Genomic DNA, 14,711 nt, shown 5'->3' with positions numbered 1-14,711 from the left:
GGGCAGGGGCGGCATCGGCGTCTGCGGGGATCGGGGAGAATAGCGGCGTGCCTCTCATCACCATCACCGACGCGTCCGACGACCGCCTTGCCGACTACATCAACCTCACGGACATCGCGCTGCGGTCCAAGAGCGAGCCCGAGAAGGGCCTGTTCATCGCTGAGAGCTCGACGGTCATCCGTCGTGCCCTGGCCGCCGGGCACCGCCCCCGGTCCTTCTTCATGGCGAGCAAGTGGCTCGAGTCCATGGCCGACGTCATCGCCGAGTGGCCCGACGTCCCCGTCTTCGTCGGCGAGCCGGCGATGCTCGAGGCGATCACCGGCTTCCACCTGCACCGCGGCGCGCTCGCAGCGATGCACCGCCCCCCGCTCTCCTCGGTCCAGGACCTGCTGGCCGGTGCCCGCGACGGCCAGGGCGCGCGCCGGGTCGCGATCCTCGAGGACGTGGTCGACCACACCAACGTGGGCGCGGCCTTCCGGTCGGCTGCTGCGCTGGGTGTCGACGCCGTGCTGGTGACCCCGCGGTGCTCGGACCCGCTGTACCGCCGGTCGGTGCGGGTGAGCATGGGCACGGTGTTCCAGGTGCCGTGGACGCGGATCGAGAGCTGGCCGGCGGGGATCGCCGAGCTGCAGGCGGCGGGGTTCACGGTGGCGTCGTTGGCGCTCTCGGACGATTCGGTGACCTTGGATGAGTTCATCGAGATGAAGCATGAGAAGACGGCGTTCATCCTGGGGACCGAGGGGCACGGGTTGAAGCCGGAGACGCTGGAGGCGTCGGACTATGTGGTGCGGATCCCGATGGCTGGGGGAGTGGACTCTCTCAACGTCGCGGCGACGGCCGCGGTGGTGTTCTACGCGACGCGGTAGCCGTCTCACCATGCGACGGGCGCGGCACCTGGAAGTCACGCTCTGACGACAAGATCGCCCACGCCGGCGCGCGTCTCTCGTGCGCCTCTTTGAGCAGGTCAGCGCCCCTTTCAGAGTGCTGTTCACATCACACAAAATAGTACTTGCGCGGGCCAGCAAGTTGTCTTATAACAGGTAGTGCACACGCTGCACTGGTGAGTGAATCCCTGCGGCGGCCCTCTTCCTCGAAGCCCGAGAACGGGCTGCTCGGCGTCGCAGTGCTGGCGTGACCGTACTGTGTGAGCGCTCCTGGGAGCGCATCGACCGTGGAGGTGTACTTGACTTCTGCCAAGACTCACAAGACTCGCAAGACTGCGGCACTGGCTCTCGCCTTCGTCGGCGTCGCAGGGCTGTCCGTCGCCTCAGCAGCTCAGCTGAACCTCGGGTCCGGCAGCCTCGGTGCCGGTACGACCGTCGTGGCCAGCTGCCAGGCCGACACCCCGGTCGGTGTCAGCTTCGACACCGCCTTCTCGGGGACTGAGTACAAGGCGACCAACCTCAACCTCGACTCCATCAAGACCGCGTGCAACGGCCTGGACTACAAGGTCACTCTGACGAACGCCGAAGGCACCGTGCTCGGGACCGAGGCGACCGGGAAGGTCTCCGGTACCTCGCTGTCCATCCCGCTCACCGACGTGTCGGCCAAGGACGTCGCCAACGTTGCGGTTGTCATTCACTCCTGACCGATCGGGCTGGCGTCGCCCCGCGCTGCGTCGCCCCGCCCTACGTCGTCCGGACGCCGGCGTGCCTCGCGCACGCCGGCTCCGGGCGTCCGCCGGTGGCCTGGTCGTGGCAGCTCTCCTCGCGGGCCTGGTGTACCTCTTCTGGCCGTCGTCCCTCGGTGGATGCTCCACCCTGACGATCGTGTCCGGCCACTCGATGGAGCCCACGTACTTCACGGGTGACCTCGTGTGGTCACGCTGCGGTGAGCCTGCCGTCGGCGACGTGGTCGTGTACTCGCCGCCGGAGACTGACGGCTCGCACGTCATCCACCGCATCATCGGCGGCAACGGCACCGACGGGTGGATCCTGCAGGGCGACAACAACGACTTCGTCGACCCGTGGACGCCCGACAACTCGCGCATCGTCGGCATCGCAGCGGTGCACATCCCGAACCTCGGCACGATCATGCACAGCCTGGGGAGCCCCTACATCTGGATCTCCGTGCTGGTGCTGGCCGCGGCGATCCTCCTGTGGCCACGGGCCGAGGAGCCCGAGGTCGACGCCGAGTCCGTCGACGCCGAGCCCGCCGACCCAGACCCCGAATCGGGGACCGCCCCCGCCGCGACGTCCCCACCTGTCCCTGCCGAAGAGGACCCATCAGTTCGTACCGACACGGAAGGAGTGCTGCCGTGACCGGGTGCCACCCCGTCGTGACGCCACAGAGGCGATGGCGTCTCGTGGCCGTCGCCGTCCTCCTGGTGCTGGTCGTGCTGCTGGGCCTCGCCCTGCGACCCGCCCACGCGGCGCAGCTCGCTCTGACCGCAGGGAACATGACGAACGTGTCCGTCTCTGACCGGTGCACCGAGACCGTCGCCGCCACGCACGGCACCATCACCGGCGGCGCCGCCACGACTGTGAGGGTGACCGGAATGGGGGAGGCCTGCGGGGGTCGGGACCTCGCCCTGACCCTGTACGGGCAGGACGGCGCTGTGGTGACGTCCACGACGTCGACCCTGGCCGCGGATGCCACCGACGCCACCACCCTCATCGTGCCCGAGTACGCTCCGGCCAGCGTGGCCGGCGCCGCCGTGACGATCGGCACCTGGGGCGTGCCGGCGAGCTGGACCTACACGCCGCCTGTCTCCTCTCCGCTCGCCACCTGCACGGTCTTGAACGACCCCACCGGGACCAAGACCTGCGACGTGACCGACGTGCGGATCGAGTCGTGGGGCTACCCCGAGCCCAACGCCTACAACTTCTACGCCACCGTGACGAGCCCCTCCGAGTCGCAGGACGTCGAGTGGCAGGTCACGCTCAACCTCGCGGACCCGGCGTTCGAGGTGAGCACCGCGCTCGCCGACTCCAACAACGGCGTCCAGCTGGCCCCGGGCTGGTCCTGCTCGGCGATGCCGACGGTCGAGCTCCGCGGACGCAGTGACACGAGCACCCAGTACGTGGGTGGCGGCTCCTCCTACACCATCTGGATGCTGGGCCGCTCGGCCTCCGAGCCGACGTCGGGCGGGAGCCTCTTCAACTGCTCCTGAGGCGTCGTCACCAGGACGCGCATGGACCCAGGATGATGCCGGCGCCCGGCGAGCCAGAGAGCTCGCCGGGCGCTACCGTCAGCGGATGGTGACCTTCCACGCCTTCCTCGGCTGCAGCCTCGACGGGTTCATCGCCGGACCGCACGGCGAGCTGGACTGGCTGACGGCCTTCGACTCCGCCGGGTACGACGACTTCTTCAGCTCGATCGACGCCCTGGCCATGGGCCGCGGCACCTACGAGGTGATGCAGCAGCTCGCGCCCGACTACTACCGCGGCGTCCCGATGCACGTGCTGTCGACGACGCTGCCCCCTGGCCCGCGCCCGGACATGGGGCGCTCCCCGGTGACCGTCCACCCAGACATCCCCTCCCTGCGGACAACGCTCGAGGACGCTGGGGTGCAGCGGGTCTACGCCGACGGCGGCAAGACCGTCCAGTCGTTCCTGGCCGCCGGCTTGCTCACCGACCTCACAGTCACTCGCGTCCCTGTGCTCATCGGTGAGGGGATACCGCTGTTCGGGCGGGTGCCCGCTCCGGTACGAGCCCGGCTCGTCGCCTCGCACGCGACCGACGACGGCGCAGTCCAGTCCGTCTACGCCTTCCCGGTGGTCACGAGTGAACCCGACGCTATGCACGGTTGACGCGCCGTGCCATGATCAGGCCATGCGCCCGATTCGCACCCATCCGGTCATCACTGCTCTCACCCTTCTCGGGCTCGCCCTCGTGACCGCAGGCGCGGTGTGGTTCACCACCGCCGGGTCGGTGGAGATCGGCGTCTTCTCCTACGCCCCAGCCCCGGAGAGCTTCTCCATCGCCGGCGCGGTCCTCCTCGACACGCGCCGTGGCATCGCGCTCGCGGTGATGGTCGCCGGTGCGATCGTCCTCAGCGCGACGGCGGGCTACGCCGTCGGACGACGTGGCTCGGCGACGCTCGCCGGATGAGCGCACCACCACCTATGCGCCCTGTCGATCCTCTCGACGCGAGCGAACCTCGCTCCTGGTGGGTGACCGCCCGGCGACGGTGGCTTCCGTTGGTCGCTGGGGTGATCTCAGGAGCGGTCGCGATGATGGTCGTCCCGCACACCTGGGTAGCGGTCGTCCTCGCGGTGGCCGTCGGTGGCGCTGTGATCTCCCTGCTGAGAGGGACGAGGGATCCGGCGCGCCCGCCGTCTACACCGTCCCGGTCTCCTCGATGAGCCGCAGGGCCGCGGTGACCCGGGGGTTGCGCTCGGGGCTCGCGTCGATACCGAGGGTGGCATAGACGGCGTTGACGTGGTTCTGGACTGACTTCTCGGTGATCTCCAGCTCGCGGGCGATCCCGGCGTTGGACAGGCCCGAGGCGAGCAGCCGCAGGACGGCGTACTGGCGGGCGGTCAGCTCGGCCACTTTCGTCCCCACCCGGGGATGCATGCGTCGTAGCAGTGCGGGGTCGAGCGTGCTGCCACCGGTGGCCGCCACTTTGATCGCGTGGACGAGTGCGCCGGAGTCGTTGGTGGATGTCTTCGACAGGTAGCTCCATGTGCCGGCGATGCCCCTGGGGAGGTCGAGCATGAGCCCGATCGCGTCCTGTGCGCTGAGCAGGACGACCTTGATGGCGGGGTCGGCGCGGCACAGCATCACGCCGAGGGCGATTCCGTTGCCGTCGGGCAGGTCGACGTCGAGCAGGGCGACGTCGACGGATCCTGGTGTGATGAGGGTGCGAGCCTGTGTCATGGTTCCGCACGAGACTGCCAGCTCCACCCCCTCGGTTGTGGTGATGATGTGGTCGAGCAGGCTCCGGAACAGGGTCTGGTCCTCGACCACTGCCACCCGGACGGCTTTGTCGCTAGCTCTCATCGTGTCAGTATGCCTGCCTGAGCAGCGATAATGGGGCCATGAAGCCTGAGGCGGAGCGCGTGGACCAGGACGACGAGTGCCACGACCGACGAGCCATCGGGGTTGGGACGTCGCTGGTCCTGGTCGTGATGGTGATCATGGGGCTGTTGCACAGCATTACCCTCACCCGACTGCTGGGGACGACGGTGCCTGGTCTGATGTGGATCCAGGGCCTCGGCTACGCCGTGATGGCAGCTCTCATGCCGGCTCTGGTTCTGGGGCGCGGTGTCACCAGGGCCTCGGGATGGTGGCGAGCGCTGCGCGCGGTCCTCCCAGCGGCAGCGCTCGCCACATCCGCGCGCAGCGGCACGCTCGCGCTCCTTGGGGCGTGGGAGGGGCAGGCCTCGGCCCTGTGGTACGCGGAACGGGCCGCCGAGTGGCTCGGTGGGTTGACCCTCTGTGTCGGCGCAGCGATGATCGGCTACTTCTACCTGTACAGCCAGCGCACCTTGCGGATCGAGGAGAGGCTCTCCGGGCAACGTGCGACGGACCGCGAGCTTGCGCTCCGGACCCTGGAGACCGAAGAGGTTCGTGTCCGCCGCAGCATCGCCGAGGGCCTGCACGGCAGCCTTCAGCAGCGTCTGGTGATCCAGTCGATCCGACTCGACATCATGGTCGAGCGGGCGACCGAGCTGGGCGTCGAAGCCGAGATCCTGGACGGCCTGCGCGGGCTGCGCGAGGAGATCGACCAGATCCGCGAGAACGACGTCCGGGAGATGAGCCGGATGCTCTACCCCGAGAGCATCGAGATCGGCATGGTGCCCGCCATCCGGGCGCTGCTCCGCCGTCTCCCGCCGGGGATCGCGACCAGCCTGGAGGTGAGCGATGCCGTCCGCGACATCGACGACCCGGCCTGCTCGCTCTTGTCGCAGGCAGCACGCCTGCTGGCTGTGCGGTTCGTCGAGGAGTCCGTCACGAATGGCTTGCGGCACGGGCATGCGACGGCGTTCTCGGTTTCGGTCGACTTCGTCGACGGCGTACTGATGATCGAGGCGACCAACAACGGCACCGTGCTGGAGATGGACGCACTGGAGGACGGCTCGGGGGTGCGTCGCCTGCGAGAACGATTCGAGCTGGTGGGCGGACGCATCGACGTGGTGCCGGTAGGAGCGCTCGTCTCCGGCGGCGAGTCGGTCCTCGCAGGTGCTGACCGCGGCGTGCGTCTGCGTGCCTCACTCCCGCTCGGTAGCCCCAGCGACACTCTCGAATCGACCATGCCGCTGCGATCCGGTCGGTAGTGCCAAGAAGAAGGTCACCAGGGGGTGAAAAAGGCCTGCCGTGGTGCTCCGTCTAGGTGCTAGAACCCAGACGGCGCTGATGGTGCAGGGCGCGCGGCCCTAGTTTGAGGGTGCGTTCATGGGAACGCCCTCACAACGTGGAGTGACATCATGAGTTCTTCTTCCAAGCGTCGCAAGACAGCCGCCCTCGCCCTCGCCTTCGTCGGGGTGGCGGGCCTGTCCATCGCCTCGGCAGCCCAGCTCAACCTCGGGACCGGCAGCCTCGGCGCCGGCACGACCGTGGTCGCCAGCTGCCAGCCGACCGGAACCCCGATCACCTTGGCATTCGAGAACGCCTTCACTGCCGGCGCCGGCGCGGAGTACGAGACGTCCAACCTGACGCTGGGCTCGATCAACACCGCTTGCAAGGATCTCAAGTACAAGGTGACCCTGACGGACGCCAGCGGAACGGTGCTCGGCGCCGAGGCAACTGGGACCGTGACTGGTACGTCCGTATCGGTGCCGCTGACCGGCGTCTCGGCCAAGGCCGTCTCCAACGTCGCGGTCGTCATCTACTCCTGACCGCACTGGTGACCGGACACGCGCTCCAGCAGCCGACAGTCGGCGTGCCTCGTGCACGCCGACTTCGGTCGTGGGGCGCGAGCCTGGTCCTGGGGGCCTTCCTCACCACGCTGCTGTACTTCTTCTGGCCGACCTCGCTCGGCGGGTGCAGCACCCTGACGATCGTCTCGGGCCACTCGATGGAGCCCACCTACTACACGGGTGACCTCGTCTGGTCACGGTGCGGGGAACCGGCCGTCGGCGATGTCGTGGTCTACACGCCCCCGGACACCGACGGTGCCCGGGTGATCCACCGGATCATCGGTGGGGACGGGGTTGCGGGCTGGGTGATCCAGGGAGACAACAACAGTTTCGTCGACCCTTGGAACACCACCGACGCGGACGTGGTCGGGATCGCCCAGGCGCACGTCTCCCGCCTGGGCAGCGCGGTCTACGTGATCGCCAACCCCTACATCTGGGGGTCGTTGCTGCTCATCGCGACCGCGATCTACCTGTGGCCGCGACCGGAGGACGACGAGCCGACGGGCGAGCTCGCGACTGCCGACGCGGCGCCGGACGTGCCAGGTACTGAGCCCGATCACGCACCGGGTCCCGCGGCCGAGCGTCCGGCCGACGCCGGGCATGTGAGGGCGGTTGTGTGAGGCGCGTCTCCCTCGCTGGACCGGGTTCGAACCGTCGATGGGCTCTGCTGCTCGCGTCGCTTCTCCTGCTCGCCATGCTGCTCAACCTTGCGCTGTACCCCGCCCAAGCGGCCCAGCTGCCGATCTCCGGCGCGAAGATCACGACGGTCACCACGGTCGCGGATCGCTGCACCGCGCAGGTCTCGGTGACGAACGGGGTGATCCCCGGGGCGCAGGCGACCACGGTGACCGTCAGCGGGCTCCAAGCCGACTGTGAAGGGCGTGTCCTCGAACTGACCCTGTTCGACAAGAGTGGAGTGGAGATCACGACGGCGTCGGCGCCGCTGGGTTCGGGCACCAGCCAATCGGTCACCGTTAAGGCGCCCTACGCTCCGTTGGCCGTGAACGGGGCAGCTGTGACGATCGGGTCCTGGGGTGTTCCGGCCGGCTGGAAGTACACACCTCCGGCGACGGTCCCGGCGGTGAGCTGCGCCGTCCTCAACGACCCCACGGGCACCAAGACGTGCGCAGCGACGAAGTTCGCGATCGGTGCATGGAGCGTCCCCCCGATAGACATGAACAACATCGTCTTCAACGTCACGAGTCCGTCCGCGGCAACGGACGTCGAGTGGGAGGTCACGATCAACCTCGCAGACCCCATGTTCAAGGTGTACGTCCTGTCCGCAGTGGGAGCGAACGTCCGACTGGCCCCCGGGTGGACCTGCTCGTCGATGCCGATGCTCGTGCTGCGGGGTCTTCAAGGAGCGAACACCGACCGGGTGGGCGGCGGGCACGAGGCGGGGGTGTGGCTGCAGGGCAAGACGGTCTCCACGCCGACCGCCGGGGAGATCTTCAACTGTTCCTGACGCGTCCCGGAACCGACCGTCGCGCAAACCTCATGATCGCCGCTGACTGACCGATGGGTCGCACAGGGCGGCAGTGCCCGGCGCTGGGCACGACGCCCGGCACATCAGCACATGAGGTGCGACGTGACGACTGGATTTCGCGACCGCGTTCGCCAGGTGGCCCGAGGGCTCATGACAACGTCTGTCGTCATGCTGGCCGGGATCGCGGTGAGTCAGGTCACCAGATCCGCACCTGCGGCGCTCGGCGCCGCGAACACGTGGCTATCGGCGTCGACAGACTGCTCGGTCACCCAGGTCCATCTCACGCCGTCGCTGCTCTACTCCGCAGAGGCCCAGGGGTATGTGGTCGCCGCCATCACCTTCGACGAGGTCCCGCCCGGATGCGTCCGGCTCGACTATCACCTGGCCTTGGTCGCGGCTGACGGTGCCCAGGTCTTCGAGGTGACCGCGGTGATGGGGGAGGCGAACCATCAGGTGAGCATCCCGGACGCCGACCGTCCCCGAGCGGATGCCGTCGCCACGACCGTTCTGTCCATCGCGCCTGAGATCGGTGCCCTGCTTGACGGCCACAGCGCCTGACCCGGCGCTGGCCTGGTGTTGACCTGGCACTGGCCGGCGCTGACCTGGCGCTGCCCGACGACGGGGCGCGGCTCCTGCAGGAGGCCGTGGTCTGGGCGGATATCCCCCCGATGGCTGCATCCACCGACACGCTTGAGACTTGACGGACGAGACGTCGGTTCCGTCAGGGCCGGTGCGCCCGCCCTCGGTGCAGGAGGTCAGCAGATGGACGACCGACGCGTGCGCAGGCCCCCTGGTGCTCTGCGCGATCGACTCTTCTGCGTCCTCATGGCTGTGAGCGTGGTCGTGGCCACGGGCACCGTCCCGGCGAGCGCCGCGCAGACCGCGCCGGCGCACCTCGTCCAGGCGGACGCCACGCAGCCGGACGCCACGCAGCCGGGTGTCGCCCAGCATGGCCCCTCGCCGGCCGGTGGTGGACCCGCGACCGCACCGGTCCGGCGCGGTGACCAGCCAGCCGGCGACCAGCCAGCCGGCGACATGTCCGACCGGGTCGCCGAGGCCACACGCCTCGCTGACGAGGCGCGCGCAGGCGAGATTCGCGCGGCCGAGGCCCAGCAGGCGGCCGAGGCGGTGCGCGCAGCTCAGGCGGCGGAGGCTGCGCAGATCGCGCAGACTGTCACCCAGGTTCAGCAGACGCTGCGCAGTCTCGGCTACCAGGGTGTCGGAGTCGTCGACGGTGTGGCAGGTCCCCGTACTGCGTCGGCGATCGAGAAGTTCCAGGCGGAGGCAGGTCACCCGGTGACCGGTGCGGCCACCGCCGACACCCTCGTCCAGCTCCTCGGAGCGGTCGACGACGGCTGGCAGCGCCCCGTCCCACCGGTGACGCCCACTCCACCGGCGCAGCCCGCCCCGGCGTCGGAGTCTGCGGCACCGGCCGCCGGATCGCCTGCGCCGGGGCGTCCAGCCGAGCCTGCCACCCCGCGACCGGTCTGGACCACCTATGTCGCCAACACCGGGAGCCAGGCCACCATCGACCTGTGTGCCGGCGGCCTGACGTCCTTCCGTGGCGACGACGGCAACCCCTACTTCTCCGTGCCCTACCTGACCATCCACAACAACTGCGGGGGAGCGCCGATCCTCGACCTGCGCGCCGGAGACGTCGTGGCGATCACCGGCGGCGGTGTGGAGGGCCGGTACGAGGTCGTCGACTCCCGGGACGTGTCCCAGGGTGCCACGACGTCGGCCGTGGCCGGACTGGCCGGAGACGTCTACCTGCAGACCTGCTACTTCAACAGCACGACGATGCGCATCGTCGGGGCGGTCAAGGTCTCCTGACGGCTAGGGCTGGTCGAGGCGGGCGAGCCAGTCGGTGATGATCAGCTCGAGAGCGTCCCGGTCTGCGGGGTCCAGGCCGGCGAGGAGGCGGTGCTCGTTCGCGATGTGCTCGGTGAACGCCGCGTCGATGAGCTGCTGACCTGCTGGGGTCAGTGCGACGACCTTGCCGCGGCCGTCGACCTCGCTGGCCCGGCGAGCCACGAGCCCCGCCTCTTCCAGGCGGTCCACCCGTTTGGTCATCGCGCCCGTGGTGACCATCGTGAACCGGGCCAGCTCGCCCGGTGCTCGTTCGAAGGGTGCGCCGGCGCGGCGCAGGGCGGCGAGGACGTCGAACTCGCCCTCGGTCAGCCCGTGGGCGGTATAGACCGGCACGAGCTCCTCGGTCAGGCGGGCGGCGAGCCGGTGCAGGCGGCCGATCACCCCCTGGGGGGAGACGTCGAGGTCGGGGCGCTCGCGGGCCCATTCGGCCTGGATGCGGGCTACGCGGTCAGGAGCATCGGACATGAGACAACTATATCTTCCCGGGAAGATATAGTTGCTTCCATGGAAGGTAGATGGAGATGGTTGGCCGTCACGGCGATCGCCCCGGTCACGTGGGGTGCGACGTACTACGTGACGCGGCATGCGCTGCCGGTGGAGTACCCCCTGTACGGCGCCGTGCTGCGCGCTCTGCCGGCGGGTCTGCTGCTGCTCGCGCTGCGACGTGAGCTGCCGCGCGGGGAGTGGTGGTGGCGTTCCTTGGTGCTGGGCACCCTGAACATGGGAGCCTTCTTCGCCCTCGTCTACGTCGCGGGCCAGCTCCTCCCCACGAGCGTGGCCGCGACGATCATGGCAACCTCCTCGGTCGTCATGATGCTCTTCGGCTGGCTGCTGCTCGCCGAACGGCCCCGCGCCATGGCGCTGCTGGGCGCCGGGGCCGGCGTCGCCGGCGTCGTGCTCATGCTCTCGGGCGGAGGGGGTGAGGTCAACGTGCGCGGCGTGCTCGCCTCGGTCGCCGCGATGATCATCTCCTCCGTCGGCTTCGTGCTCACTCGGCGGTGGGGGAGCGGTACCCACGTGCTGTCCGCGACCTCCTGGCAGCTGCTGGCCGGCGGCCTGACGGTGCTGCCCTTCGCCGTGCTCGTCGAGGGCGCTCCGCCGCCGATGACTGCCTCCACGCTGGCCGGCTTCGCCTACGTGAGCGTGGTCGCCACCGCAGTCGCCTACGCGGCCTGGTTCGCCGGGCTCAAGCACCTGCCAGCCGGATCGGTGGGGCTCGTCGGGCTGCTCAACCCGGTGACGGGCGTGCTCCTCGGGGTCGTCATCGCGCACGAGACGCTGGGACGGGGCCAGGTCGCGGGCCTGGTGCTCGTGCTCCTCGGCATCGTCGTGGGGCAGGTGCGCACCGGCGCGCGGTCGGTGGCGAACATCGGGGGTGTGGCGACCGCGGATCCGGTGCCGGGTGCCGTGTCAGACGCCGTGTCAGGTGGCGCGGAGGGCGCCGTGCCACGTGTCGTGCCAGCCGCCGTGCCGGTGACCGGCCGGCCCGAGGCGAACCGCTGACGACGAGGTCGACGAGGCCGACGAGGTCCCAGCTGCGCGCTCCGCTGCTCCTCACGGCTGGCCCGGGCTGGGGTCCGCCATGACCACCTGCGCCTGCAGCCCGTGGAACTGCCCGTAGTCGGCGGCCGCTGACGTCAGGGCCGTGACCGTCCGCGGGGCGAGAGGCCTGTCGAAGGGGGTGAACGTGACCGTCACGCGGTGGGCGGAGGCCCGGCGTGACCACAGGCCCACCACCCGGCCGTCGACGACGATCGTCGGTTTGAAGATCCCGTTGCCGCCCGGCACGGTCAGCGGAGCGTGCCGCGAGGACAGCGCCACGCTCCTGTCGGAGTAGCCGAGCAGCAGCTCGTCGAAGCCGGGGAGCATGAGCACCGGGCGCGGTGACTGCGAGGCGACCGCGTCCAGGACCGCTGTCAGCGCCCACGTCGTCGTCCCGTCGCAGGTCAGCTCGGTGAGGTCGTCATGGAGGTCCTCCAGCGCCCTGCGGGCCACGGTGACCGGGAGCTTCGCCCACCAGCTGAGGTCGGTCACGGTCGCCGGGCCACGGCCGGTGAGGTAGCGCGCGGTGAGCTCGCGCGCCGCGTCGGCGACGCTGCGCTCGCGGCCGGGCCCGATCCATTCCTGCGTCAGGACGACGCACTGCTCGCCGCCCTGGAACGGTCCGAGCACGAGGAGTCCCTCCACGGCCAGGTGCCACAGCAGATGCACCCCGCGCTGGCCCTCGGGTGAGACCCCGGCGCGGTCGAAGGCGGCGAAGAGCTTGGCGCGCGTGGCACGTTCGCCACCGGCCAGCTCACCGGCTGCCACCTGGCGGGCGACGTCGATCTGCGCGGCGTCCAGACCGAGCTGGCGCTCTCGTCCCGCTGCCGAGGCGAGAGACCGCTGACCGGTCAGGGCGAGCACCCACCCCAGGTCCTCGGCGGCCAGCACGTGCAGGGTCCCGCGCAGCGGCCAGCTCCGCACCAGCTGGCCCTCATCGAAGGCGCGCCGTACCTGGGCGAGGTCTGTTCCGGGCGCGCGTTGACCGATCGACCACAGCACCCCGGGCAGGTCCTGTCCCTGCAGCGCGAACATCCTGCCGACGGCGCCGCCGGGGGGTCCCCGGCGGGTGCCCGGCCCCGGCTCGGGTGAGCCCGTGGGACCGCAGGCGCAGCCGAGCCAGCTCGGTGCGGGTGATCGCCGCCGCCATCGTCCCAGTATGGGCTGGGCACCCAGCCGCGCTCGCGGCCGCCGGTGCCTCGGCGCAGTCGCGTCCCTGCGCGCAGAATGGAGAGGACAGACGACGACGTACCGCGGGGTCCGCCGCGGACGACGGGCGCTGAGCCTACGAGGTTCGGCTGGGACCGGTGAGGTGATCGCGATGGTGGTGGTCGTCGGAGTTGATGGATCAGCCGAGAGCGCTCGGGCGCTCGCCTGGGGGACGAGCGAGGCGGCGTTGCGCGGCGTCACCCTCGACATCCGCTACGTCATGCACCTGCCCGTGGCCAGCCCGCCTTTCACGGACCCGGTCACCTACGCCGAGCCCATGAGCACGCTGCGCGGGTACGCCGACGCCGTGCTCGCCGCAGCCCGCGGTGCAGCCTTCGCCCGCGAGCCCGGGGTGAGCCTGACCACCTCTATCGACTACGGCCAGCCTGCGGAGGCGCTCATCAGCGCGGGGGCCAGCGCTGACCTCGTGGTGCTCGGTGCCCGAGGGTTGGGGGCCTTCGGCGCGATCTTCTTCGGGTCGACGAGCGCGCGGGTGGCGGCGCGGTGCTCCGCCCCCGTCGTCGTGGTGCCCCGCCAGCACGACGCAGAGCGTCACGACGAGCGCACGAGATCGCAGAGTTCTCAGAGTTCTCAGGGGGACCACGACCCCTCATGGACCGAGGTCATGGCCGGGACGCACCACGGTCAGGGCCGGGTGGTGGTGGGGGTGGACGGCTCGGCGCACAGCGACGTCGCCGTCCGGTTCGCCGTCGACGAGGCCCGCCGCCGCAACGCGGGCGTCCTCGCGCTCGCGGTCTACGAGGTCCCGCTCATCGACCGGTGGAAGGAGAACTCGATCTTCTACACCGACATCGAGAACGCCGCCCGCGCCGCAGCCGAGGAACGCCTCACCGAGACCGTCGCCCGGCTGCGCCTGCCCCAGGACAGCGGCGTCGACGTCGAGGAGCGGGTGGTGCAGGGCCGGGCGGCCAAGGTGCTCGTGGAGGCCGGCAAGGACGCATCGATGACGGTCGTGGGCTCCCGCGGCAGGGGGGAGGTCCGGGGCGCGCTGCTCGGCTCGGTGAGCCAGGCGATCTTGCACCACGCCCGCCACCCGGTCGTCGTCGTGCACTCCCCGCGTGCGTCACGCCTGCTCGACGCGGAGGACTGATCGCGTCGGGGTCGAGCATCTCGTCGTCGGAGCGAGCACGTCCGCGTCGAGACCCAGCGTCCCGCCGGCGCCGGCTATCCCAGGCCGCGAGACGCGCGGTCTGCCCGCCACTCGTGGTCCAGCTGGGCGTACTGGTAGGTGTCGTGCCAGACGCGCTGCCCGTCAGCGTCCATCGCGAAGCTGGCTGCTGCGAGCAGGTGCGCCTCCCGACGCAGTCCGAGCCGCTCGAGGAGAGCCCAGGACCGCGGGTTCTCCGGGTTGCAGCGAGCGACCACCCGGTGCGCCGAGCGCTCGGTGAACAGCAGGTCGATCAGGGCCTGGCAGGCCTCGGTCGCATATCCGCGGCCCCACTCTCGCGGGTCGAAGACGTAGCCCATCTCCCAGGTCGCCCAGTCGGGGTGCGCGTGCGGGGCGAGATAGAGGTTCCCCACCAGCCGGTCGTCGTCGCGCAGGTGGACCGCGACGAAGGCAGGGTCCTGCGCGCGGTCCGCCGCGAGCGTCATGGCCTCCTCGAGGGTGCACACGTCGTAGGGCTCGAACTCGACCGCTTGCGGCTGGGAGAGATATCCGAAGAGGGCAGGACCGTCCGCGGCGGCGAAGCCGCGCAGCGAGAGCCGGTCGGTCTGCAGGGGGAGGGGCATGGTTGTGAGTCTTGGCTGGTCGGCTCGGTTCGTCAACGTGTTTT

Annotated in this window: 19 protein-coding genes; 15 read left to right on the top strand and 4 right to left on the bottom strand. The window is 70.1% G+C overall.

Annotated features, from left to right (window positions below):
• The first annotated feature begins 47 nt into the window (after nt 1–47).
• From SS2_RS09045 to SS2_RS09020, 7 genes are all read left to right on the top strand, one after another.
• Nucleotides 48–866 (top strand): TrmH family RNA methyltransferase, encoded by an 819-nt coding sequence (locus SS2_RS09045; RefSeq protein WP_066463216.1) that lies wholly within the window; start codon nt 48–50, stop codon nt 864–866.
• 265 nt (nt 867–1,131) lie between these two features.
• Nucleotides 1,132–1,386 carry a hypothetical protein gene (locus tag SS2_RS18240; RefSeq protein ID WP_369405208.1) on the top strand — a complete coding sequence of 85 codons (255 nt, stop codon included), beginning with the start codon at nt 1,132–1,134 and terminating at the stop codon, nt 1,384–1,386.
• Nucleotides 1,322–1,588, top strand: coding sequence for a hypothetical protein (locus SS2_RS17950; RefSeq protein WP_369405207.1), 267 nt, complete (start codon nt 1,322–1,324; stop codon nt 1,586–1,588). Before SS2_RS18240 ends, SS2_RS17950 begins: the two co-directional genes overlap by 65 nt.
• A gap of 61 nt (nt 1,589–1,649) precedes the next feature.
• A complete protein-coding gene (locus SS2_RS09035; RefSeq protein WP_066463212.1) occupies nt 1,650–2,261 on the top strand; it encodes a signal peptidase I in 612 nt (203 codons plus the stop codon).
• A 17-nt stretch (nt 2,262–2,278) separates the two neighbouring features.
• Complete coding sequence (locus tag SS2_RS09030) at nt 2,279–3,112, top strand: hypothetical protein (protein ID WP_169796285.1); 834 nt, start codon at nt 2,279–2,281, stop codon at nt 3,110–3,112.
• 85 nt (nt 3,113–3,197) lie between these two features.
• A complete protein-coding gene (locus tag SS2_RS09025; RefSeq protein ID WP_066463208.1) occupies nt 3,198–3,752 on the top strand; it encodes a dihydrofolate reductase family protein in 555 nt (184 codons plus the stop codon).
• Nucleotides 3,753–3,774: 22 nt separating this feature from the next.
• Complete coding sequence (locus SS2_RS09020; protein WP_066463207.1) at nt 3,775–4,053, top strand: hypothetical protein; 279 nt, start codon at nt 3,775–3,777, stop codon at nt 4,051–4,053.
• A 228-nt stretch (nt 4,054–4,281) separates the two neighbouring features.
• On the opposite strand, the gene SS2_RS09015 is transcribed toward SS2_RS09020, so the two are convergent.
• The gene (locus tag SS2_RS09015; RefSeq protein WP_066463205.1) at nt 4,282–4,947 is read right to left on the bottom strand and encodes a response regulator; all 666 of its coding nucleotides are present in this window, start codon (nt 4,945–4,947) and stop codon (nt 4,282–4,284) included.
• Between the two features lie 38 nt (nt 4,948–4,985).
• Between SS2_RS09015 and SS2_RS09010 the strand changes: the two genes are divergently transcribed.
• From SS2_RS09010 to SS2_RS08985, 6 genes are all read left to right on the top strand, one after another.
• Nucleotides 4,986–6,224: a sensor histidine kinase gene (locus SS2_RS09010; RefSeq protein WP_066463201.1), complete on the top strand. Its 1,239-nt coding sequence runs from the start codon at nt 4,986–4,988 to the stop codon at nt 6,222–6,224.
• Nucleotides 6,225–6,374: 150 nt separating this feature from the next.
• Nucleotides 6,375–6,785, top strand: coding sequence for a hypothetical protein (locus tag SS2_RS17605; protein WP_066463199.1), 411 nt, complete (start codon nt 6,375–6,377; stop codon nt 6,783–6,785).
• A 44-nt stretch (nt 6,786–6,829) separates the two neighbouring features.
• Nucleotides 6,830–7,426, top strand: a complete 597-nt coding sequence (locus tag SS2_RS09000) for a signal peptidase I (protein ID WP_169796284.1) — start codon at nt 6,830–6,832, stop codon at nt 7,424–7,426.
• A 74-nt stretch (nt 7,427–7,500) separates the two neighbouring features.
• Complete coding sequence (locus SS2_RS08995; RefSeq protein ID WP_157607272.1) at nt 7,501–8,271, top strand: hypothetical protein; 771 nt, start codon at nt 7,501–7,503, stop codon at nt 8,269–8,271.
• 171 nt (nt 8,272–8,442) lie between these two features.
• Nucleotides 8,443–8,850 carry a hypothetical protein gene (locus SS2_RS08990; RefSeq protein ID WP_157607271.1) on the top strand — a complete coding sequence of 136 codons (408 nt, stop codon included), beginning with the start codon at nt 8,443–8,445 and terminating at the stop codon, nt 8,848–8,850.
• A gap of 204 nt (nt 8,851–9,054) precedes the next feature.
• A complete protein-coding gene (locus SS2_RS08985) occupies nt 9,055–10,125 on the top strand; it encodes a peptidoglycan-binding protein (protein WP_083942041.1) in 1,071 nt (356 codons plus the stop codon).
• 3 nt (nt 10,126–10,128) lie between these two features.
• Here SS2_RS08985 and SS2_RS08980 read toward each other — a convergent pair whose 3' ends face one another.
• Nucleotides 10,129–10,629: a MarR family winged helix-turn-helix transcriptional regulator gene (locus SS2_RS08980; RefSeq protein WP_066463194.1), complete on the bottom strand. Its 501-nt coding sequence runs from the start codon at nt 10,627–10,629 to the stop codon at nt 10,129–10,131.
• A gap of 39 nt (nt 10,630–10,668) precedes the next feature.
• Between SS2_RS08980 and SS2_RS08975 the strand changes: the two genes are divergently transcribed.
• Entirely contained in the window at nt 10,669–11,667 is a 999-nt protein-coding gene (locus SS2_RS08975; RefSeq protein ID WP_083942039.1) for an EamA family transporter, read from the top strand.
• Between the two features lie 51 nt (nt 11,668–11,718).
• On the opposite strand, the gene SS2_RS08970 is transcribed toward SS2_RS08975, so the two are convergent.
• Nucleotides 11,719–12,741, bottom strand: a complete 1,023-nt coding sequence (locus SS2_RS08970; protein WP_066463193.1) for a winged helix DNA-binding domain-containing protein — start codon at nt 12,739–12,741, stop codon at nt 11,719–11,721.
• A 286-nt stretch (nt 12,742–13,027) separates the two neighbouring features.
• Between SS2_RS08970 and SS2_RS08965 the strand changes: the two genes are divergently transcribed.
• Nucleotides 13,028–14,026, top strand: coding sequence for a universal stress protein (locus SS2_RS08965; protein WP_169796283.1), 999 nt, complete (start codon nt 13,028–13,030; stop codon nt 14,024–14,026).
• A gap of 74 nt (nt 14,027–14,100) precedes the next feature.
• Here SS2_RS08965 and SS2_RS08960 read toward each other — a convergent pair whose 3' ends face one another.
• The gene (locus SS2_RS08960; RefSeq protein WP_066463191.1) at nt 14,101–14,667 is read right to left on the bottom strand and encodes a GNAT family N-acetyltransferase; all 567 of its coding nucleotides are present in this window, start codon (nt 14,665–14,667) and stop codon (nt 14,101–14,103) included.
• Nucleotides 14,668–14,711 lie beyond the last annotated feature (44 nt).

This window comes from Sanguibacter suarezii NBRC 16159, assembly GCF_001552735.1.
Taxonomy (GTDB): domain Bacteria; phylum Actinomycetota; class Actinomycetes; order Actinomycetales; family Cellulomonadaceae; genus Sanguibacter; species Sanguibacter suarezii.
The sequence above is the reverse complement of the archived record's forward strand: the minus strand, read 5'-3'. Positions and strand labels throughout refer to the sequence as shown.